The organism is Adhaeribacter pallidiroseus (genome assembly GCF_003340495.1).
In the GTDB taxonomy this organism is placed as follows: domain Bacteria; phylum Bacteroidota; class Bacteroidia; order Cytophagales; family Hymenobacteraceae; genus Adhaeribacter; species Adhaeribacter pallidiroseus.
On sequence record NZ_QASA01000001.1, the window covers coordinates 2,254,896 to 2,277,529 of the forward strand.

The 22,634-nt window shown below is 40.6% G+C and carries 16 protein-coding genes; 7 read left to right on the plus strand and 9 right to left on the minus strand.

Translation table 11 applies throughout. The features are described 5' to 3' along the window. Nucleotides 1–73 precede the first annotated feature (73 nt). Nucleotides 74–2,266 (minus strand): glutamine synthetase III family protein, encoded by a 2,193-nt coding sequence (locus AHMF7616_RS08860; RefSeq protein WP_115372564.1) that lies wholly within the window; start codon nt 2,264–2,266, stop codon nt 74–76. Nucleotides 2,267–2,513: 247 nt separating this feature from the next. Between AHMF7616_RS08860 and AHMF7616_RS08865 the strand changes: the two genes are divergently transcribed. After that, a complete protein-coding gene (locus AHMF7616_RS08865) occupies nt 2,514–4,370 on the plus strand; it encodes an LTA synthase family protein (RefSeq protein ID WP_115372565.1) in 1,857 nt (618 codons plus the stop codon). Between the two features lie 274 nt (nt 4,371–4,644). Beyond that, complete coding sequence (mtaB, locus tag AHMF7616_RS08870; protein WP_115372566.1) at nt 4,645–5,970, plus strand: tRNA (N(6)-L-threonylcarbamoyladenosine(37)-C(2))-methylthiotransferase MtaB; 1,326 nt, start codon at nt 4,645–4,647, stop codon at nt 5,968–5,970. Between the two features lie 167 nt (nt 5,971–6,137). Here mtaB and AHMF7616_RS08875 read toward each other — a convergent pair whose 3' ends face one another. From AHMF7616_RS08875 to AHMF7616_RS08885, 3 genes are all read right to left on the minus strand, one after another. Beyond that, complete coding sequence (locus AHMF7616_RS08875) at nt 6,138–6,788, minus strand: hypothetical protein (protein WP_199474161.1); 651 nt, start codon at nt 6,786–6,788, stop codon at nt 6,138–6,140. A gap of 365 nt (nt 6,789–7,153) precedes the next feature. Further along, nucleotides 7,154–8,704, minus strand: coding sequence for an ATP-binding cassette domain-containing protein (locus tag AHMF7616_RS08880; protein WP_115372567.1), 1,551 nt, complete (start codon nt 8,702–8,704; stop codon nt 7,154–7,156). Between the two features lie 213 nt (nt 8,705–8,917). Beyond that, a complete protein-coding gene (locus tag AHMF7616_RS08885) occupies nt 8,918–9,781 on the minus strand; it encodes a hypothetical protein (protein ID WP_115372568.1) in 864 nt (287 codons plus the stop codon). A 393-nt stretch (nt 9,782–10,174) separates the two neighbouring features. Between AHMF7616_RS08885 and glgP the strand changes: the two genes are divergently transcribed. Continuing rightward, nucleotides 10,175–11,827 (plus strand): alpha-glucan family phosphorylase, encoded by a 1,653-nt coding sequence (glgP, locus tag AHMF7616_RS08890; RefSeq protein ID WP_115372569.1) that lies wholly within the window; start codon nt 10,175–10,177, stop codon nt 11,825–11,827. Nucleotides 11,828–11,973: 146 nt separating this feature from the next. Here glgP and AHMF7616_RS08895 read toward each other — a convergent pair whose 3' ends face one another. Beyond that, nucleotides 11,974–12,819 (minus strand): NmrA family NAD(P)-binding protein, encoded by an 846-nt coding sequence (locus AHMF7616_RS08895; protein ID WP_115372570.1) that lies wholly within the window; start codon nt 12,817–12,819, stop codon nt 11,974–11,976. 543 nt (nt 12,820–13,362) lie between these two features. On the opposite strand from AHMF7616_RS08895, the gene AHMF7616_RS08905 reads away from it, so the two are divergent. Next, nucleotides 13,363–13,929, plus strand: coding sequence for a DUF1003 domain-containing protein (locus AHMF7616_RS08905; RefSeq protein ID WP_115372572.1), 567 nt, complete (start codon nt 13,363–13,365; stop codon nt 13,927–13,929). 97 nt (nt 13,930–14,026) lie between these two features. On the opposite strand, the gene AHMF7616_RS08910 is transcribed toward AHMF7616_RS08905, so the two are convergent. Continuing rightward, nucleotides 14,027–15,265 carry an ABC transporter permease gene (locus AHMF7616_RS08910; RefSeq protein WP_115372573.1) on the minus strand — a complete coding sequence of 413 codons (1,239 nt, stop codon included), beginning with the start codon at nt 15,263–15,265 and terminating at the stop codon, nt 14,027–14,029. Nucleotides 15,266–15,419: 154 nt separating this feature from the next. Between AHMF7616_RS08910 and AHMF7616_RS08915 the strand changes: the two genes are divergently transcribed. Both AHMF7616_RS08915 and AHMF7616_RS08920 read left to right on the plus strand, forming a co-directional pair. Continuing rightward, nucleotides 15,420–16,685: an asparagine synthetase B gene (locus tag AHMF7616_RS08915; protein ID WP_115372574.1), complete on the plus strand. Its 1,266-nt coding sequence runs from the start codon at nt 15,420–15,422 to the stop codon at nt 16,683–16,685. A gap of 210 nt (nt 16,686–16,895) precedes the next feature. Then, complete coding sequence (locus tag AHMF7616_RS08920) at nt 16,896–17,666, plus strand: hypothetical protein (RefSeq protein ID WP_115372575.1); 771 nt, start codon at nt 16,896–16,898, stop codon at nt 17,664–17,666. 37 nt (nt 17,667–17,703) lie between these two features. Here AHMF7616_RS08920 and miaE read toward each other — a convergent pair whose 3' ends face one another. From miaE to lpxK, 3 genes are all read right to left on the minus strand, one after another. Next, on the minus strand, nt 17,704–18,315 hold the full coding sequence (gene miaE / locus AHMF7616_RS08925) for a MiaE family protein (RefSeq protein ID WP_317047594.1): 612 nt from the start codon (nt 18,313–18,315) through the stop codon (nt 17,704–17,706). A 150-nt stretch (nt 18,316–18,465) separates the two neighbouring features. After that, nucleotides 18,466–20,388, minus strand: a complete 1,923-nt coding sequence (locus AHMF7616_RS08930) for a putative porin (RefSeq protein ID WP_158546123.1) — start codon at nt 20,386–20,388, stop codon at nt 18,466–18,468. 8 nt (nt 20,389–20,396) lie between these two features. Next, nucleotides 20,397–21,458 (minus strand): tetraacyldisaccharide 4'-kinase, encoded by a 1,062-nt coding sequence (gene lpxK / locus AHMF7616_RS08935; protein ID WP_115372577.1) that lies wholly within the window; start codon nt 21,456–21,458, stop codon nt 20,397–20,399. 77 nt (nt 21,459–21,535) lie between these two features. Between lpxK and AHMF7616_RS08940 the strand changes: the two genes are divergently transcribed. Further along, nucleotides 21,536–22,633, plus strand: coding sequence for a Nif3-like dinuclear metal center hexameric protein (locus AHMF7616_RS08940; protein ID WP_115372578.1), 1,098 nt, complete (start codon nt 21,536–21,538; stop codon nt 22,631–22,633). Nucleotide 22,634 lies beyond the last annotated feature (1 nt).

Below are 22,634 nucleotides of genomic sequence, written 5' to 3' on the forward strand. Positions count from 1 at the left end.
AGAGCAGAATTTACTATAAACAAGAAAGGCGCTGAACTCAGCGCCTTTCTTGTTTATAGTAAATTATTTAAAATTAATGTTTGAATAACATTTCGCGGTATTTTACCAATGGCCAGTCTTCATCATCCACCATTAATTCTAATTTATCTACGCTGTAGCGGATAACATCAAAATAAGCGCGAACCACATCGCAATAGTTAATGGCGCGTTCGCGGACATCATCTATTTTATTGGCTACTTTGCGGGCTTCAATCATTTCGTCCACGTTTCTTTTAATAATGTTCACGTGTTTCGAAATAAATTTGATAGATTCAATGGTTTCTTCAGTGTACTCTCCTTGGTCCAGACCCAGGTCGCGTAAACCTTTAATGTTGTGTATTAATTTATTTTGATAAGCAATGGCAGTAGGAATAACGTGATTGTTCGCTAAGTCGCCTAGTACCCGGGCTTCAATCTGGATTTTCTTAGTGTATTCTTCCAGTAAAATCTCATGACGGGCGTGTAATTCTACTTTCGAGAAAATGCCATTGCGAATAAATAAATCTTCGGAAGTAGAGCTAACCAAGAAATCTAAGGCTTGCGGCGTAGTACGAACGTTGGCTAAACCACGAGCCGCGGCTTCGTCTTCCCACTCTTGCGAATAGCCGTTGCCTTCGAAACGGATCGCTTTAGAAGCTTTGATATATTCGCGAATTATTTCCACGATGGCTACTTCTTTTTTCTTGCCTTTATCAATTAACGCGTCCACTTTTTGCTTAAAGTCAATTAATTGATCAGCTACTATGGCGTTCAGGATGGTCATGGCCGAAGAACTGTTGGCCGAAGAACCAACGGCCCGGAATTCAAATTTATTACCAGTGAAGGCAAATGGTGAGGTACGGTTACGATCGGTGTTATCGAGTAAAATTTCGGGTATCTTATCAATCCCTAGCTTCAAATAAAGGTTATCGCCTTTATCAATAGAAATTTGAGAATTGTTTTCTAATTCATTTAACACGGCATCGAGCTGTGAACCAATAAAGACCGACATAATGGCCGGTGGTGCTTCGTTGGCGCCTAAGCGGTGGTCGTTATTAGCCGAAGCAATGGAAGAGCGTAATAAATTGGCGTGTTTGTAAACCGCCATAATAGTAGAAGCAAAAAAGGCCAAGAACTGGAGGTTTTCTTTTGGTCGTTTACCGGGGCTTAATAAATTAACGCCGGTATCGGTAGAAATAGCCCAGTTGTTGTGTTTGCCGCTACCATTTACCCCTTTAAATGGTTTTTCGTGCAATAAAGCTTTAAAGTTATGCCGCTCGGCTACCTTGCTCATTAAATCCATCAACAATTGGTTATGGTCTACAGCCAAGTTAGCGTCTTCAAAGGTAGGGGCACATTCAAATTGGTTAGGAGCAACCTCGTTATGGCGGGTACGCAACGGAATACCTAATTTTAAAGCTTCCTGTTCAAAATCCACCATAAAGGCGTGTACCCGCGGCGGGATAGAACCAAAATAATGATCCTCTAACTGCTGCCCTTTGGCCGGAGCATGACCAAACAAAGTACGACCCGTCATTACTAAATCCGGACGAGCTTCGTAAAGTGCTTTATCTACTAAAAAGTATTCTTGCTCTATACCTAAGGTAGCCGTTACCCGGGTCACGTCTTTATCAAAATACTGGCATACCTCTACCGCGGCACGGTCGAGGAAAGATAAAGTTTTGAGTAAAGGCGTTTTATAATCCAGGGCTTCGCCGGTATAAGCTACGAAAACCGTAGGAATACAAAGCGTTTTAGCGCCATAAGTTTCCATAATAAATGCCGGGGAAGTAGGATCCCAAGCGGTATAACCCCGCGCTTCGAAGGTATTCCGGATACCCCCGTTCGGGAAAGAAGATGCATCGGGCTCTTGCTGCACTAAAGCCGAACCTTTAAAGTTTTCGATAGCCTGTCCATCGTTATTTAAATCGAAGAAAGAATCGTGTTTCTCGGCAGTAGCTCCCGTTAACGGCTGAAACCAATGGGTGTAGTGAGTAGCTCCTTTGGCCAAAGCCCAGGTTTTCATAGCGGCGGCTACGGCATCGGCTACGGCCCGGTCTACTTTGGTGCCGTGTTTAATGGAAGTTACTAATTTTTTAAAATATTCACCCGACATGGTAGTCCGCATGGCTTCCATGCCAAAAACGTTTTTGCCGAAGAATTCAGAAATTTTTTGGTTGGATAAAGTTACATCTACTGGTTTGCGGTGATCAACCAGTTCAAGCGCTTTAAAACGAAGTACGGCCATAGTTTGATTAAAGGTTTATGATACGGTCAAAGGTAATAATTAATCTTTTTCATCAAAATGCTAAGATTGAAATTTTAAACATTTTTTTTAAAAATGATTAAAATATTATAACACTATCCTTTATTTAGGAGTGTATTTTTTTAAAAATCATTCTTTTTAAAAAGAAAAGGATAATTTAAAAAGCTTTTTTAAAATAGGGTTTAATCCAGCTTTTCTAGCAATTTTAAAATAAATATATCTTTGCTCCGTGAAGCAAGCTTATATCCGACCATTTATTTATTTGTTGTTCTGGCTTTTTGTAAGCTTTATCAGTAAGGTATTGTTTTTAAGTTACCAATACCCGCAAACGGCTACACTGCCCTGGTCCGAAATCGCGAAAGTATTTTTATACGGTTTGCGCATGGATGCTTCTTTTGCGGCTTATCTGTGCATTCTTCCTTTTTTTTGCTTTTTACTGGAGACTTTTGAATTAAGTATTAGGTTAACCCAACTAATTAGTTTTTACACCTATGTTGTAGTTATAATTGTTGCTGGTCTAACCATTGCGGATCTGGAACTATACCGGGCCTGGGGCTTTCGACTGGATGCTACGCCGCTGCAATACCTGAATACGCCCCGCGAGATGTTTGCGTCGGTAGCAGCTACTCCTATTTTTTTGCTACTTGGGTTATATTTATTGCTGGTAGTCGCCTGGTGCACTATTTATACCCGGGTAGTTCAGCCATTCTTGCGGCCCCAAACGCCGGATTTAACATCGCGCAGCAGTAAGATAATAACTGCTTGGTGCTTGCTGGTGCTTATTATTCCCATGCGTGGGGGCTTGCAACACATTCCGATTAACCAGAGCGATGTTTATTTTTCATCGCGTTTATTTGCCAACCACGCGGCCGTGAATTTACCCTGGAATGTGCTCTATACTTTAAATAAACGCAACCTGGCAGCTACTAAAAATCCGTATGAATATTTACCCGCTAAAACGGCTCACCAATTAGTTGATTCTTTATACGCTCTCTCACCGGCAACTGCGACAGCAAGCCCGCAAATTTTAAAAAATACACGACCGAACGTTTTATTTATCATTCTGGAAAGCTACACGGGGAAGTTGGTAGGTTGTTTAGGGGGAGAACCCGGAGTTACGCCAAACATTGACTCCATTGCCCAACAAGGCTTGCTTTTTAAAAATATATACGCGGGTGGCGACCGGAGCGAAAAAGGCTTGGTAGCTTTATTAAGTGGTTACCCGGTACAAACTACTACGTCTATTATTAAATTGCCCCGCAAAACTGAACACTTACCCCATTTAAACAAACTGCTTAAAATTAAAGGGTACACTACCAGTTATTACTACGGCGGGGAATTAGCATTTGCCAATATCAAATCTTACTTGCTGAACGCTGGCTACGATAAACTGGTAAGTAAATTTGATTTTAATTCTTCTAACTACAATTCTAAATGGGGCGTGCACGACCATGTTCTTTTAGAAAAATGGCTATCGGATTTAAAAGAAGAAAAACAGCCATTTTTCTCCACGCTCTTTACGCTCAGCAGCCACGAACCGTACGACATTCCCATCCCGGCCAAGTTTCCGGGCACCGACGAAGCTACACTTTTTAAAAATTCCATGTTTTACACCGATCAAGCAATCGGGCAATTTATTAGAACAGCAAAAAAGCAAGCCTGGTGGTCCAATACTTTAATTATAATGGCCGCCGACCACGGCCACCGCTTTCCCGGCGATGATCCCAATTATAAATCCAGTAAATTCCGGATTCCGTTTTTGCTTAGCGGCGGTGCTTTAAAACAAGCTTACTCCCCAGTAACTATAATTGGGTCGCAAACAGACATTGTTCCTACTATTCTGCATCAGTTGAACCTTCCGGCAGAATCCTTTAAGTGGGGCAAAGATTTATTAAATCCAGCCGCTAAACCATTTGCTTTTTACGTTTTTAACGATGGTTTTGGCTTTGTTACTCCTGATGGGGTGGTTACTTACGATAATATTGCCAAAAAAGTAATTACGCAAGATAAAACCGTAACCACCCAGCAGATAGATACCGGTAAAGCCTACCTGCAGCTTTCTTTTGACGATTATTTACGAAAATAATTTTTAGTCCATAGTCGGTAGTCCATGGTCCATAGTCCACCGTTCGAGGTTGTTAGTTAGAAGGATTATCGATCATCTGATTTTTGTAATTTATTCTTCATCGCATTTACGATTCTGCTTAGTCTCCATTCTAAATTTTTAAAAAAACTTAGAATGGATTATCAGCCGTTGCCTATGAATTATGGACTATAGACCATGGATATGGACTAAAAGCTAAATTTCTGTGGTCCATGGGCTATGGTCTGTTGTCCAAAAAGCGTATCTTTGCGGCGCAATGAAAAAGGTGGCATTTTATACGTTGGGTTGTAAACTGAATTTTTCGGAAACTTCTTCTATTTCCCGGATTTTTCAGGAGCGTGGTTTTGAGAAAGTAAATTTTGAAGACCAGGCCGATATATATGTAATTAATACTTGTTCCGTTACCGACAACGCGGATAAAAAATGCCGCAAAGTAGTAAAGGAAGCTTTAAAGCATTCGCCGGATGCATTTATTACTATTGTGGGTTGCTATGCCCAGTTAAAACCCCAGGAAATTGCGACTATTCCGGGGGTTGATGCCGTATTGGGCGCGGCCGAAAAATTTCAGTTAGTGGATATTCTGGAAGATTTCGTAAAACAAGGCAAACCGCAGGTACATGCCAGCCCAATTAGCGAAGCGAATACTTTTCATCAAGCTTATTCTTACGGCGACCGGACCCGTACTTTTTTAAAAGTGCAGGATGGTTGCGATTATTCTTGCTCTTTCTGTACCATCCCGCTGGCTCGGGGCAAAAGCCGCAGCCAAACGATTGAAGCCGCATTTACTTCGGCAAAAGAAATTGGGCAATCCGGTGTGAAAGAAATTGTGCTTACCGGGGTAAACCTAGGTGATTTCGGTATTATACCGGGGCAAGGCCGCCAGGAAACTTTCTTTCATTTAATTCAACGATTGGATCAAGAGGTAACCAACATTGAACGTTTCCGGATTTCGTCTATTGAGCCTAATTTATTAACTAACGAGATCATCCGGTTTGTAGCCCAATCGCAGCGATTTGTGCCGCATTTCCATATTCCGCTGCAATCTGGTTCCAATAAAATTTTAAAATTAATGCGCCGCCGCTATCAACGCGAATTGTATGCCGACCGCATCAGCACCATCAAAAACCTAATGCCGCATTGTTGTATTGGGGTAGATGTAATTGTGGGCTTTCCGGGCGAAACGGAAGACGATTTCCGGGACACCTTTAACTTTTTAAACGAACTGAATATAAGTTACCTGCACGTTTTCCCGTATTCGGAGCGGCAAAATACCAAAGCTGTAGAAATGAATGGCAGCGTACCTATAGGGGAAAGAAACCGTCGGACTACCATGCTACGCAGTTTGTCGGAAAAGAAAAAACGCTTTTTCTACGAGCAGCATGTAGGTTACGAAACCACCGTATTATTTGAAGCAGATATTACCGAAGGTTTTATGGAAGGATTTACAGATAACTACATCCGGGTACAAGCCAAGTACGATCCTGTTCTGGTGAACGAATTAAAAAAAGTCCGGTTAACTAATTTAAACGCTGCTGGGTTGATGGAAGCAGAGGAAGTACACGCCCAATTTTGGCAGCATTAATTCAATGTTCGTTATTTGAAATTTTGATGCTCGACCTATTAATCGCTATAAATAATTTGTTCGTATAAATTTAGTGCTTAACCACTTCCGGATAATTATTGTAGCTTTTTATTTATAATAGTGTAGAGTATCTAATTAGTCAACAATTGAAATTTCAAATATCGAAATTAAGGTAATGCCGAAACGGGAGCCTGCAAAGAGTTTTGTTGCTTAACGGATTCTTTGTTAAACCAATACCGTAATCCAAAGGACAAGCTAATCAAACTGGGATAACCGGGAACAAAGGTGGTGGAAAAATCCATTTTGTCGGTAAGCTGGTAATTATACTCTAGTTCGCCGGCGTAGGGTATAAACTTATACTGCCAAGCCGAGTGCGGCGTGCCGTCAAAAAAACCAGAATCCTGGTAACCGGGTAGCCGGTACCAGTTACGCCGGTAAATAAAAGTTGGTCCTAAGCCCCCGCTTACGGAATGTTGCTTGTTCTGAAAAATTATTGCCCGTACACCCATGTGGGTAAAACCACCCAGGAGAGCGGCGCAGTCAGTATACAGCGCCTGTATTGCCTTAAAAGAATACTTCTGGGGTTTCCAAAATTTTTCGTAGGATAACATGCCTCCCAGGTTAAATACCAGATAGCCTTTTTTATCAGGGTTTAAAGGCATTAAAGGGGCATTCGGATCACCTTTGGGATGCACACTTAAACCAAAGTATTTGAAATTAAGATTACTCTGCGCCCACCCATAATGGGCATTAACAACAAGTATAAGTCCTAGAATAAAGCTTATTTGCCTAGCCAGCTGGTTACAAGTACTTTTCATTTTAAAAATTTAAGAAGTAGATTTGTTAGTTAGTGGGCAATGCTGGTTTGGTGGGCAACCTAATTGTTCGTTTCGGTAGTAAACGGACCATTTAGGAGCGGCTTATTTTAAAAAAATCACCTACTTTCCGTTTCATACCTATTCTATAACTTTGGTTTTACCGGAAAGTTTTAAAATCATATATCCATCGGCCGATTTATTAAATAAGTAGTTGGTCGTTTTTAGTTGTTCGTTGTTAGATCGTTAATAAATTAATAATCAAGTACTTAAACTCAGGTTTTTATCAACTTAATTTTGTACTGTTACTTAAAAGGAAAATGCAGGAAAATAGTTGTTAGCCGAACATTTAACGAAGATGGATTAACCTAAATACATCGGGTTGAATCAGCATTTAGATGAATTTTACTCACCTTACCCGCGTCTAAGTATACATAATTAGTAATAAAATCAGGTACTTCCTGGGCATAATGTGATACTAAAATAAGAGTAGTATCAGGAGTGCAGTAATTTTCTAAAAGGCGGATGGCTTGCGCGATATATTCCGGACTCAAACCTTGAAATGGTTCGTCCCAGATTAACAATTCCGCATTTTTAAGTACCGACCGAATAAGCAAAACCAGGCGCTGTTCGCCGGCCGACATTTGCAAAAAAGGTTTAACTAATAAATCCGGCCGGTCAAAAAACGCAAAATGATCTTGGATGTGCGTTTCTCGTTCTTTCGTTAATTTTTTGGGTCGGGTGAGCGTATCCGTATAGCCGGTGGCGGCCACTTCGTGGCCGGTTAAAGCTTGCCGGAAATACAAATGCAATTCCGGCGATACAAATCCGATGCGCTTTTTTATATCCCAGATGCTTTCACCGGAACCTTTGCGCTTATCAAATAAGTAAATTTTATTCGCAAAGGCCTGCGGATTATCGGCGTAAATCAAGGAAAGTAAAGTGGTTTTCCCCGAACCATTGGGCCCGATCAAAGCCCACTTCTCCCCTTTTTTAACGATCCAGTTAATAGCTTCCAGAATCACTTTATTTTGATACCGAACCCAGACGTTTTCCATGTGTACGGCCACTTCAAAATCTTTCCCTGTTTTTTCCGGCAAAAGAATAGCCGGTCTGGGAGAGCTGACTGAATTACCTTCTTTAACTCGAGTGTTAGGCAAAAATTTAAAAAAATCTTCCCGCGAGAAGCATTCTTTTATTTTAAACTGATCGAGCCAGAGTACTTGAGTAATACTTTCCGGAATTTCGAGTTGATTGGTCGCCAGAAGTATTTGCGTCCCCTGTTGGGTTAAGCTATCTATAATTTGCTTTAGTTGCGTTCGGGATTTTTCGTCTAAACCGGTGAACGGATTATCCAGTATTAACAATTTAGGTTTTTGCAGTAAAGCCCGCGCAATTTGCAACTTTCGGGTTTGCCCATTGGAGAGTTTAATTAAAACTTCCGGTAATAAATCTTGTAGTTGTAATAGGTTTATTATTTCGTTTATTTCATCGGCAGTACAAGTAGTAGCTGCCTTAGCAAGTACCTCTTGTACGGTGGGTATAGCAATTTCACTTTCCAGGCTTTGGTAACGTTGCTGGTAAAAAGCCCGTTCGTAATTAAAAAAAGAGTTTTGTTGCTGAAAAGTTACCAGCGCCGAATGCGTCCGGAAAGAGGAACGATCCACCCGGTTAAATGTTAAATTTTCGTTATTCCGGATTTCTAATGCATAAGTACCTGATCGTAAAACGAGTTGTCCCGCCAGGGCGGCCAGGAAAGTGGTTTTGCCCGCTCCTACTTCACCGAAAATAGCCCACTGTTCGTTTGGTTTTAATTGCCAGTTCAGGTCAGAAAAAACAACTTGATTTTGGCGGGTAAAAGTAGCGTGGTGTAAGTGAATTGCCAGAGTACCAACCGTTGTTTTTTTTAATTTTTTCATGCTAATGCGTCAACAAAACCTAACCGGAAATAAACGCCAGCTAGCAGAATTACCGGTAGCAGGCGTTTATACTAAAACTTTCCGGTTTAAAGATGCAATAGAAAAAAGAATTAAGCTAAAAGGCTTTAAGGGCAATGGGAAAATTGTTTGTATAATTTAATTGGTAAATTTTTCGTGCTAGAAAAAACCAAGCAGCAAAATTTTCCGGAATAATCACTTTCGTTTATAGAAGTTTAAGTTTACCGTAGTAGCAAGTCCTTTTTCACTTAAAGTAAAAATACCGGAGTTATCGGCGGCAAAGGTTACGGCTTCGCCTTGTGGTTCTATGTTGTAAGGAAGGTTCGTAAAATCTTTTTGCAGAGCTTCCAGTATGGATTCGTTCCCGGAACGTTTGTAATAATACAAGCTGGCGTACGATTTTAACAACATCTCTTGTCCATCTGGCGACACAGCGGCACTGACAATGCCCGTGTATTTTGTACTTCCTACTAAGATGGCTTGGTTTACAGCCGTGTAATTATACGGGTAGGTAATTTGATAGAGCTTGCCCGGGTTATCGCGTTTGGTAATAATATAAATGTTTTTAGTTTGTGGATCTACGATAAAAGCTTCCGCATCGTGCGAACCGTCGGGGTACTGGAACCGAATGGTTTTTACATCTCTAACGGTGTCGGTGGCCAACGTTGGTTCGGCAAATTGGTAAAAAGAATATTCCGGATATTTACTGTCGTTGTCGCCGATATCACCAATAAAAAGATCAGTACCCGAAAGAGCCATATCTTCCCAGTCGCGGTTAACCGTTCCTTTTACAGTTATTTTGGTGATAACCTTACCCGTATGTTCCACGAATTGAATTTGATTGGGACGGCCGCTATCTTCCTGCACCCACAATTTACCCGGATTTACTTTGCTATCGGCTATACCGGAAACTTCTTCAATGATAGGTTTAAGGCTGTTTTCGGTAGGAGTGTTTTCAAAGCCTTCCGTTTTATTTATGGGAGATAAAATGTTTTTATCACAGGCCGGGAAAACCAATAAGCCCAAAATTAAAAAAGAGAGAGAACTAAATTTCACCATAAAAGAGGCTTTGTTACTATATGAAACAATCAAATTAAAAATTATTTAAAATTGAGTGACTTAAAGTCTGTTTCCCTAAGATTAATAATCAAGTTGGCCCCTCTTACAGTTTGCTACATTTTGCCAGAAGAGTCTACTTACAAATATATCTAATATTTTATATATTTATATTAGATCCTAATTATAACCTTATATTCCGTGGCTTTTTGATTTGTTTATCTATATTTAACCAATTACAACTAAAACATTTTCTTCCATGAAGTCAGATTATACTATTATTTTTAAAAATACAATAGCTTTTAAGCACCTATTACACCATTACACCAGTAACGAATAATAACTAACCAACGATAACTTCATAACTTCTAATTTAAGCCTCTATAATAATCGCCTATGACTTTTTCTGAACTACAACCTGCCCTAACGTACAATAAGGCCTACCAGACCCGGGTTGCCTATTTTTCGATGGAATTTGCTATTCATCAACCATTAAAAATATATTCCGGTGGTTTGGGTTTTTTAGCGGGTTCGCACATGCGCAGCGCCCATGAACTCCAGCAAAACTTAATTGGCATTGGCATTCTTTGGAAATTTGGCTATTACGACCAGATCCGGAAAGCCGACCAATCGATGAATGTTCTTTTTCAGGAAAAGCTGTATTATTTCGTAAAAGATACCGGGTTGCGGTTTCAAATAGATATTAACAATTCGCCGGTTACCGTGGCGGCGTATTACCTAGCTCCGGAAGTTTTTGATACGGTACCTATGTTTTTCTTATCCACGGATTTACCCGAAAATGATTATTTGGCGCGTACTACTTCGTATTACCTCTATAACGCCGACACGGCCGGTAAAGTAGGGGCCAGTATATTATTGGGAGTAGGCGGAGCCAAACTTTTGGATTTGCTGGAATACAACCCCGATATTTATCATTTTAACGAAGCCCATCCGCTACCGGCGGCTTTTTATTTGTACAGTAAATTTAAAAATTTAGCGGAAGTTCAGAAACGGGTCGTATTTACCACCCACACTCCCGAAGAAGCGGGCAACGAAAAAACAGATATTAACCTGTTGAATAAAATGAGTTATTTCTGTGGCACGCCGCTAGAAGAAGTACGGCAGATTACGGGCGAGTGGGGCGAAATCTTTAATCATACGTTAGTAGCCCTCCGGATGGCGAAAATAGCGAACGGCGTATCCAAAATGCACGGCGAAGTGGCCCGCCAAATGTGGAACGCTTACCCGGACATTTGTCCGATTTTGCACGTAACCAACGCGCAAAATTATAATTATTGGGCCGATTCCCGTTTATACCAAGCCTTAAAAGCCAACGACGATGAAGCTTTGCTCAAACGAAAAAGACGCTTAAAAAAGCATTTGTTCGAAGAAGTAGCCAACCAGGTAGGCGATATTTACAAAGAAAAAGTATTAACCATTGTTTGGGCCCGCCGGTTTGCCGGTTACAAACGCGCCGATTTGCTTTTGCGCGATGTAGCCCGTTTTGAAAGATTGGTTACCAATACGCAATATCCGGTGCAAATTATATGGGCCGGTAAACCTTACCCGATGGACTATGGCGCCATTGGCACGTTCGACCGGTTGGTACAAGAATCTAAAAAGTTTCCGAACTGCGCCGTAATGGTGGGCCACGAACTCAAATTATCAAAGCTACTAAAAGGCGGAGCCGATGTCTGGTTAAACAATCCGCGTATCCGGAAAGAAGCTTCGGGTACCAGCGGCATGACCGCCGCCATGAACGGCGCTTTAAACTTCTCCATTCAGGACGGCTGGATTCCGGAATTTGCCCGCCACGAACATAATTGTTTTGTGGCCCCGGTAGCCGAAGGCAACCTGACGGAGTTTGAAATGGATGAGTTTGACCACAGCAACATGATGGACCTGTTGGAAAATGTAATATTACCCATGTACTACGATCAACCGGAAAAGTGGCTCCAAATGGTTAAAAACAGTATGACCGAAATTATTCCGGTATTTGAATCCGGTAGAATGGCCGATGAATACTACCAAAAAATCTACAATGCTTAAAACACGCTAATCCGAAAATTTAAAAATTTAAAAAACCAGGCATAAACAACCTGGTTTTTTTTAAATTTTATTGTTTCTGCACCTCGCAATTAATCGTTCTCGCAAAAAACTAACTTGTTTTGGGTTGAAATAAGGTCCGGTAGTCGCTAATAAAATGGAGCCAAGGAACGTGGCTCCTGGCCGGTAATTTGTTGCACGTTGTTACTAATTTGGGGTGGCTTCTGAAAACGCGGCAGAAAGTGTAACAGCATCATAATAAAAATATACGCAATAGCTAAGCCTTCCTTTTTCTTCCGGAAGTAAAAAGACCATAAAGCAGGAGAATGATAAGTAATTTTCCGGTTTAATACTTCGGAAAAAACTTGCGCAATCTGGTTAAAAGTAACGTTTTCGGGGGTGGTTAATTCATAAGCCCGGTTGGCGTGCGGCGCATTGTTTTGTAATATTTTGGCCGATACCGCACCAATACCCCGGACATCGATTAAATTAAATAAGCCATTATCCGCAGGCAAATACAATTTTTGGCGATAGCGTAAATCCGGCAGTAAAACGGTGGTAAAGTTTTGCATGAAATAGCTCGGCCGCAAAAAAGTGTAGAGTATCCCGCTGGCTATAATTAATTTTTCAATTTTGTGATGCGGAATAAAGTTTGATTTTTCAGCGCCCTGCACCGATAAATAAACCAGATGCTGGACCTGGTGGCGTTTTGCTTCCTTTAGTAACTGCTCAAAATAATTTACTTCATTTGGTAAGCCGGGTGGTAATAACAAAAACACGCTATCTGCTTGTGAAATGGCAGGAGCATATGTTTTTGGATTTATCAAATCAAACGGAACGGTTGTGAGAGGTAATCCCGCGGGGAATATAGAAGGTGCAGGCTCTTGACGCACTCCCGCCAATATTTCTACTCCGGGCTGCAAGCAGTCTTGCAAAGCCTGCAAAGTAGCTAAACCCACGTTTCCGGTGGCTCCTGTTACCAGTGTGGCCGCCATTATATTTTTAGAAGCCCACCGGGCTGCTCACTTGGTTGTATAACGCAAAGCCAGAATAAAGTTACGGCCCGGTGCATTCACACCGGAGGCAAAAGTACGGTAATTCAGGTCCAGTATTGTTTGACCCCAGCTTGCAAAGTCCAGGATTTACGCCATTAATAGGTTTTTTTAAATTCCAGGTTTGCCAGCCGGGCGAACCGCCGGCAAGGGCATAAGATGAATAATCTTCGCCGGACGGGCTATAATTCCGGAGTTGTTTGGGACTATTCATCATCCAGTAAGTCTATGCTTGCCAGTTATTTTTGGTTGATGGTAAATTGACCTAGCCAAATACCGGAGCAATATTTAGCGGTACTTGATTAATTTTATCTTTGCCCCGGGTTTGCGAGGTATTTACCCGGGCTGTTACCGCAGGTAAAAACTTATACATGGCCACGGCAAAGTAGTACCGTAAAGGGCAGAAAAAATAAGCTTTCCTTAATAAAATTTAAAATAAGTATAAACAACCGGGACAATCGCCGTAACTATTAAAAAATTGATTTCATGAGTTCAAATAAGGATTTTAATATTAATACCACTGAGGCCACCGGTATGGCGCAAATTGTAGAACGTAATATTCATGCGTTACTCAATCGGCGCCAGCAAGAAGCTGCCAATCGGACCTGGCAGGATAAACTGGCGGATGCGGTAACTAAGTTTGCCGGCAGCATGCTATTCGTTATCATTCATTTAATTTTATTTGGCACCTGGATTCTTTGGAATTCCAACCTGTTTCCGGTAAAACAGTTTGATCCTTCTTTAGTGATTTTGGCCATGGTTGCTTCCGTAGAGGCTATTTTTCTCTCTACCTTCGTGCTTATTAGTCAGAACCGAATGGCTCTTATAGCCGACAAAAGAGCCGATCTAGATTTACAGGTAAGCTTATTAGCAGAGCACGAAATTACTCGCTTAGTTACTTTGGTGGCCCAAATAGCTAAGAAAATGGATATTCAGGAATCAGAAAATCCGGAGATTCCGGAATTAGAACAAGATGTGCGACCCGAAAAGGTTCTGGATACTATTGAAAAAATAGAAGACAAGTTTAATGCTACTGGTAAATCAATGGTTTAAAAATTAAGGTTCTTTCAAAAGAATTAGAAATTATGAATTAGAAATGAACACACCTTAACTTCAAATTTATAATTCCTAATTTAAAAAAAGCACTTATTTATTCGTACCGCAGTGATTCAATAGGGTCGAGCTTAGAAGCCCGGAAGGCCGGGTAATAACCAGAAATTAGGCCAACGGCCACGCAAACCAATAATCCTACAATTACCCACAACCAAGGCACAATAAAAGCCCCTTCGCCAATTAAAGAGGCTACTGCGTTACCCATTAATACGCCGAATAATACCCCGGCCATTCCGCCTAAAAAGCAAATAACAATTGCTTCAATCAAAAATTGCTGCCGGATTTGGCGCGCTGTGGCTCCCAAGGCTTTGCGCACGCCTATCTCCCGGGTACGTTCGGTTACCGACACCATCATAATATTCATGAGACCAATAGAAGCTCCCAGCAAAGTTATGAATCCAACTAAGCCACCGCCCACTTTTAAGTATCCCGTAATCTCGTTCATGGATTTTAGCATGGAATCGCTCCGGTTGATTTCGAAAGAATCTTCCTGGCCCAACGGATCGCGGCGTACTTTCCGCATAATTCCGGTTGACTCGGCCATGGCATAAAACAAGTTTTCCTTTTTTAAAATCATGGTTTTAATTTCGTAGGTAAGTGCCTTTTGCCGAGGCATTTGGTTCCCGGTAATTAAAGGAATAATTACTAACCTATCGGCTCCGCCACCCCCCATGTCGTTGCCGCTTTTTTCTAACTCACCTACTACCTTAAACCGGCGGCCTAGCATAAAGATAGAATTACCCACCGGGCTTTTACCCTTAAAAAGTTTATCTCCTATTTCACTGCCCACAATGGCCACATTGGCGCCATTTTCTAATTCACTCGTCGAAAAAGGCCGGCCTACTGCCACGTTATAATTTTCGTTTATCAAATAGTTTTCGTCGCCGGCTTGTACATTTATGTTCGGGTTGGTTTTAACATTACCATTTTTTACGATGGTGGCGCCTGAAATAAAAGCCGACAAACTTACCCGGGCGTTTTCGCCCGAAATATCTTTGTATTGCCGGGCTTGCAAAAAGGTTATAGGAGGGTAAACTTTACCTTGTCGGCCATTTTGCGAGTATCGGTTTGTATAGCCTTTGCTGACAATATCGTAAGAATTAGCGCCCAAAGAGGAAAAAGTTTGGTCAATGGAATACTTAATAGAATCTACGGCGGTTAAAATGCCAACTAAAGACATGATACCAATAGAAACAATCAGTGCGGTTAACACCGTACGCAGCAGATTACTCTGGATCGAGCGTAAACCTTCTTTAATATTTTCGATTAAATTCATGTGTTTTTAAAAAAAAAAGCAACCCGCTCTTAAAAAGAAATCGTTAAAATAACTTTAAGCTGAATTGTCTAAATTTAAGAGCAATTTTTGAAATCCTGCACGTTTATAACGTAAAAATGTGTATGTTACCTTACATAATAAATTCTGGAAGCACATGACTGGTAAGATTATAAGCACTTTTGTGCTACTATTACTAATTACTTTTAAAGGATTAGCCTCCCAGGTGCTCATCCCGATGGATGAAACGCAAAAAGACCATTTAAAGTCTTATGGCTTAGCTTACTGGGTGCTCCAAAACCAGGTAGAAGTAGATTGGCTACTAAATTACAAAGGCGGTTCTTTTTCGTTTCCGCACAGCCCAAAGCTTGAAAACGAAATGGTGGTGCGGGGCATTAGTTACCAGGTTATTTCGGATGCCCAATATAATCAAGTACTGGCCTTAATTGCCTCGCCGGAATCCAACATGGACGTTATGAAACTAGAAAAAGTCCCGAAAGTGGCGGTGTATTCTCCTAAAACTAAGCAACCCTGGGACGATGCTGTTACGTTGGTACTTACTTACGCCGAAATTCCTTATGACATTATCTACGACGAAGAAGTAATGGAAGGCGTTTTACCGAAGTATGATTGGCTACATTTACACCACGAAGATTTTACCGGCCAATACGGTAAGTTTTACATGTCGTATAAAAGCTACCCTTGGTACATTGCCCAGCAACAGGAATCCGAAGCTACTGCCAAAAAAAATGGCTTTAATAAAGTTACCCAACTGAAATTAGCGGTAGCCAATAAAATTAAAGAATTTTGCGCCGGCGGCGGTTTTATGTTCGCGATGTGTTCCGCTACGGACACGTATGATATAGCCTTGGCCGCTTCCGGAGTAGATATTGTGGAAGCCATGTTTGATGGGGATGCTGCGGACCCGAACGCCCAACAAAAACTGGATTACAGCAAAACTTTTGCTTTCAAAGATTTTACAATCAGCCGTAATCCCTATGATCCCGAGTTCTCCAACATTGACAACCAACAGCACGAACGGGGCTTAATGGAAAGTAACGATTTTTTTCAATTATTTACTTTTTCGGCTAAATGGGATCCCATTCCGACCATGCTCACGCAAAACCACGAGAAAACCGTGAAAGGCTTTATGGGCCAAACAACCGCCTTTAAAAAGAAACTAGTGAAAACAGATGTAATTGTGATGGGAGAAACAAAAGCCGCCAACGAAGTGCGCTACATGCACGGCACCTTAGGCAAAGGCACCTGGACTTTTTACGGAGGCCACGATCCCGAAGATTATCAGCACCACGTAGGCGAAGAACCTACGGATTTAGCCTTGCATCCCAATTCGCCGGGATACCGCTTAATTCTTAATAATATACTTTTCCCAGCCGCCAAAAAGAAAAAATTAAAGACTTAGGCAGTATTATTTTTAAATTCATTGCATTAAAAGCCGGCTTGTCCGGCTTTTCTTTTTGGTATAAACTTAATAGTGGATTATTCCTCTTTACTCGTTTATTATATGTAAAATCCCATATTAGTTTAAAGCAAAATTGTAAATTTTAAAGTTTTTATAGCTATATATGTAAATTCAAAAATGTACATGTGTCTTTAAATTAATTCTGCTACCATGAAAATTCAAAGTACACAAACCTTCGTCTTTTTATCACTGATTTGGTTAATTTCTGCTTGTTCCCTCATCAGTCATCACTCTGGCTACGATGCTAATCCCGTGTATGCACCGTTTCACGAAAAAGCTAATGAGTTAAAATTAAGCGCTGGCTATGGACGCGTGTTAGGAATACAGGGAAATGCTTCTTATTCGCTTTCCAACCGCATAGCCGTAATGGCAGGAGGTGTATATAATCATCAAACTATTGGCACAATCGGCATTTTGGATGAAATCTACTTTAAAATAAAAAGCCATTATGCCGAAGGTGGTATAGGTTATTATTTTCCGGTTGAAGGAAAAGCCATTACCCAAGTTGAAATATTTGCTGGTTTAGGATCCGGCATCATAAATAAAAAAACAGATTTTGATAAAAATTTTTCAGGGAGTTACCAGGAATGGAACAGTAGTTTTCAAAAAACTTTTATTTTAATTACGGCTAAAAAACCAACCACCGATAATCTGGACATAGGCTTTGCTAATCGCTTGTCTTTGATTCATTTTGATAAATTACAGTATAGTTCTTATAACGATTCGGCCCGCAATACTAATTTAAATTCTTTAGTAACGGAACCAGTTTTGATTGTAAACTATGGCAAACGCCTAAAATTTACTTCTCAGGTTGGTGTCGCTATTCCATTAACAACACCTTTTAAAACTACCTCTGGCACCAGGTATGCAAATGCAAGCGGCATTTTTCAAATCGGAGTAAAGTATGACTTAATAAAGTAGTTTTTTAAATTTCCAGTAACGAACCACCAATAACTTTTTAATGCATCCGGTCCGGCCGGTGTTCCAGGTTGCGGATGATATCGGCTTCAATTTTTAATAATTCCTGAAGCCGGGCGTCTACTATTTCGGCGGGCATGTACTCTTTGGCTAATTTCACAAAACTCACGTAATGTCCGGCTTCAGAAGCCATTAATTCATAATAAAATTTTTGCAAGCCTTCGTCCGGAATATTTTTCCAGAGCAGTTTAAAACGTTCGCAGCTGCGGGCTTCTATTAAGGCATTTACCAGCAAGTGGTCCATTAACTGGCGCTCGCGCTTATCGCCTTTGCGAATGTGCTTGCTTAATTCCACTACGTATTCATCCGGACGATTACGGCCTAAAGCATAACCTCTTTTTTTTAGCTCTTCGAGTACCCGCTCAAAATGTCCCCATTCTTCGGCCACTAAGGCCGTCATTTCGTCTACAAGCTTAGTCTTGTCGGGGTATTTTACAATTAAAGAAATACCCGATGTTGCGGCTTTTTGTTCGCAGTAGGCGTGATCCACTAATATTTCTTCAATGTTTTTTTCGGCAATATTCACCCAGCGCGGGTCTGTAGGCAGTTTTAATTTTAAAATAGTTTTGCCCGGATTCGTCATTTCTTCCATGTGTGTTGTGGTTGCGGGTTGCAAGTTACAGGTTGCAGATTTTTAAACAATTATGGTCGTTTAATCTTGTGTTTGGGTATATAGCCTGTAGCTTACAATATAAACCTTGTAGTTTAACTTGTAATCTGCAACTGGTAACCTGTAACCAGGTTAATCGAAAAACATCCAGCGCAGGCCAAAAGTTAAATTACGGGGCTGGCCTAGATAAATGGGAGTAGTAAAATACCCATCTGCCGGAAAGCCTTGGTTCACGTGGGCCATTTTTACGAAAATATTAAATGATTTAATATCAGCTGTTATGAATGCGTCTATTAAAGGGTACGAAGGAATTAAGAAACGATTTTGCACATTCTGCACATCTTGTAAGTAAAATTGCTGAGTGACCGGCATGTAATTATCGGCGTAGAAATCATCCTGCATGTACATCTCCGCCCCTACTTGCCCGTACAATGCTTTTTTAAATAAATGCCCCTGGAAATAGACCTTCGTATTTACCATCCATTTAGGTACCCGGATCACCTCGGCTTTGCTGTTATCGGCGTAAACAAAATTATTCTCCCAATGAAAAGTTTTTAACGCTAAATGATGCTTTACTGATAAAGTATATAATTGTAGCTGGTTAGAAGTTTGGACCGGAACCGCATTTTCATTAAAATAAGTATAGTTTTGAATGTTGGTCCTGGCCAGTTCGGCATCTAACGAATTATGGAACAAGGTCCCATTTACCCGCACCGCTGAACGGTCGGCTACCGTATTTTGAAACGTGTTTGTGTTTATATGATCCCATTTAAAATGATTTGATAGTACCCGCTGTTGGGTTAAGGTGGGCGAATACGACGTACGCGATTGCGAAACGGTTAAAAACTTTAGTCGTAAGGCGGCTTCTAAGCGATAATCTTTAAATAATTGGTATTCCCCGTCAACGGTAACATTAAAAACATCCCGGAATAAAAATTCCCCGTGTCCGCCTAAAAAATATTGTTTAAAGTTACGTTTATAGCCCAACCTAATCGTATCATTTACCTGCTTATAATTTACCTGGAACAGATTATTGGCATAGCTCCCATTTCGTTGTTTAAAATACCCTCGAAAATAATGTAATTTGCTGTCGCTCATAACACCTATCGAATTCTCTAAATACCGAAAATTGCTGCCATCACTGGTTCTTACCGTGTCGTAATTCACAACAGGATAAAATATTAAAGAATCGCCTATATAAGATAACCCAGTATCTTTAAACCGGTTGAATTGCGAGCGATAGTCTAAAGTATGGTATACCTTAAAATAATCTTTGGCAATTTGGTAAACCTGGCTTATATGTAGGTTTTTACGATATTCCCGGTTAGTAGCGGTAGTTAATATTACTTGTACATTATCTATTTGGTACAAGCTATCAATACTTCCCTCATCCGCAGTATTCCTCTGGATGCCACCAGATTCCAAAATAGCTTGTTCGGCATAATTAAGATTCGCAAAAAGATGGTAGCGGTTTTCTTTGGTTTGCAAGTGAGTAAATAAAGTTATGCCGGTACGTTCTACCTGGCGGGTGCCCCGGGTGGCACTGGTACCATAAAATTTTTCGCTGGAGATCCGTTCGTAAGTAAAACCCACACTGGCATTTTCATTTATATTCCGGCTGAATGTTCCGTCGAAGATTTGCTGCCCATTTCCTCCTTGCACGTAACTCAACCGGGAATAAGGTGATTTAGAGTCGAAATACGTCTGATTGGCCGGATTGTAATTATAACGATCGAAGATAGAACGACCATAACGAGCCCCAATTTGGGTGGGGAGCGTAAAATACAACCTCTTAGAAGGTGTAGCTAAAATGCCTAAATCCTGGTAAAAAGTAGTATCGTTGTACCAGTTCCGGATTTGTTGCAAGTTGTTTAAAGTAGTATCTACTTGTTGTAACTCGTACTTACCCCGGAAGATATCGTTTTCTTGCAAAACCCGGGTAGTTTTAGGACTGTATAAATTAACCGTGGAATCATTTAAAATTTGAGCCTGGGCATTATAAAAGCCAGAAAGGCAGAATATAACCAATACTAAAAGGGACAGAATGTACTTCACGCTCAAAATTAATTATTTTCCGGTTTACTCTTGCTAGCTACGTGGTTTAAAATAAAGGCATCAAAATCCTGCTGATCCTTAACAAAAGCAACTCGAATTGGCAAATAAAACAAAGGTGCTGTTTTCCAAAATGGTTTTAATTTTGGTGCCATTAATTTAACAGCATCTTTTCGGGTAGTAATTATAACTACTGAGTTATTATGGGAGTAACGCTGCCAATCCGCAAAAATTTTCGCAACTTCCGATTCAGTATAAGCATGATGATCCGGAAACGCATAATGATGCAAAAGATCGTAAGCTTGTTGTTGTAAATAATTTAGCAAAGGCTTAGCGTTGGCAATGGCCGTTATTAATAATACCTTCTTGCTTACAGACGAACTTTGAAAACAAGGCACTAGCTTACCGTACTCGTAAAAAGTAAAAAAAACTGGTATAGGTTTATTGGCGCGGGAAACCACCTGTTTTTTAATTTTTAATGTTTGTTCCTGGCTAATCGTACCCGGGCATTTGGTAACAATAATAGCATCGGCGCGATTAGCTCCTACTGCAAATTCCCGTAACCGCCCGGCAGGCAAAACTAAATCCTGGTAAAATAAACGGGAATAATCCGTTAACAGAATATTTAAAGAGGGGGTTACTCTCCGATGCTGGTAAGCGTCATCCAAAATAATGGCTTCCAAATCCGGAAATTGCGCAAGTAGCCGCGTGATCCCTATTGCCCGATTTCCCGCTACTGCCACCCGCACGGCCGGGTAATCCAAGTAATACTGAAATGGTTCGTCGCCTAAAGATTCTACCGTGGCTGAAGCATTCGCTAATAAGTAACCTGTGGATTTTCGTTTATAGCCGCGACTAAGAGTAGCCACTTTTTTATAATGCAGTAAACGCAACAGGTATTCTACGTGCGGTGTTTTACCTGTGCCTCCCACCGTTAAGTTGCCGATACTGATAACGGGTACTTTAAAATGAGCCGATGTAAATAATTTTTGATCATACAATTTATTCCGCACCAACATAGTACCGCCGTAGAGCAGCGAAAACGGATACAATAAAAAAGAGATAACATTCATGCCCCTCATTGATTCAAACAAAATTAAACTATTTTTAAGCTCTCGTTAAATTTGGCTCCACAAATTAGGTTTATAAAATGTTTAAAATAAAAGATTTAATTTATTTGTTAGAGCAAGTGGCTCCTCCGGCTTACCAGGAATCGTACGATAATGTGGGTTTACAAACGGGAAATGTACAAGATACCATTACCGGAGTATTGTTAACTTTAGATTGCACCGAAGCCGTTATAAACGAAGCTATACAAAATAATTGCAACCTGATCATTGCCCATCATCCCGTAATATTTAAACCGCTTAAAAAATTAACGGGTCAGAATGCCGTTGAAAAAATTATTATAAAAGCGGTGCAAAATAATCTGGCCATTTACGCCTGTCATACCAATCTGGATAGCGTAATAAACGGGGTAAACAGCAAAATATGCCAAAAGTTAGGTTTAATAAATACGCGTATTCTGGCGCCTAAAGCCGGGATCTTACGCAAACTAGTTACATTTATTCCGGTCAGTAACACTTCCCAAGTTTTGCAGGCTTTACATCAAGCCGGGGCGGGCCACATGGGAGATTACGAAAACTGTTCTTTTCAGGTAACTGGTCAAGGCAGCTTTAAACCCATTAATAACGCCAATCCCGCTATTGGAGAAATTAACAAGCAAGAATTTGTGGAAGAAAACCGGGTAGAAGTAATTTTTCCGGCTTATCTCGAAAGCAAATTAACAAAAGCCTTGTTCCAAGCGCATCCTTACGAAGAAGTAGCGTACGACATTATCTCTTTAAACAATTATAACCAGCAAGTAGGGGCCGGTATGATCGGCGATTTACCCGATTCTCTCTCCGAGTCTGACTTTATAACCTATTTAAAAGAGAAAATGGGGCTGCAGATGGTAAAGCATACCGCCTTCCAAAATAAAAATTTAAAAAAAGTGGCTGTTTGCGGCGGCACGGGAAGTTTTTTAATGAAAGATGCTTTGCATCAACAAGCGGATGTATTTATAACCGCGGATTTAAAATACCACGAATATTTTGCGGCTGAAGACAAAATGATGTTGGCCGACATTGGCCACTACGAGAGCGAAGTTTATACAAAGGAATTATTTTATGAAATTATTAAAAATAAATTCACTAATTTTGCAGTCTTATTATCAAAAGTAAATACCAATCCTGTCAGATATAGTTAAT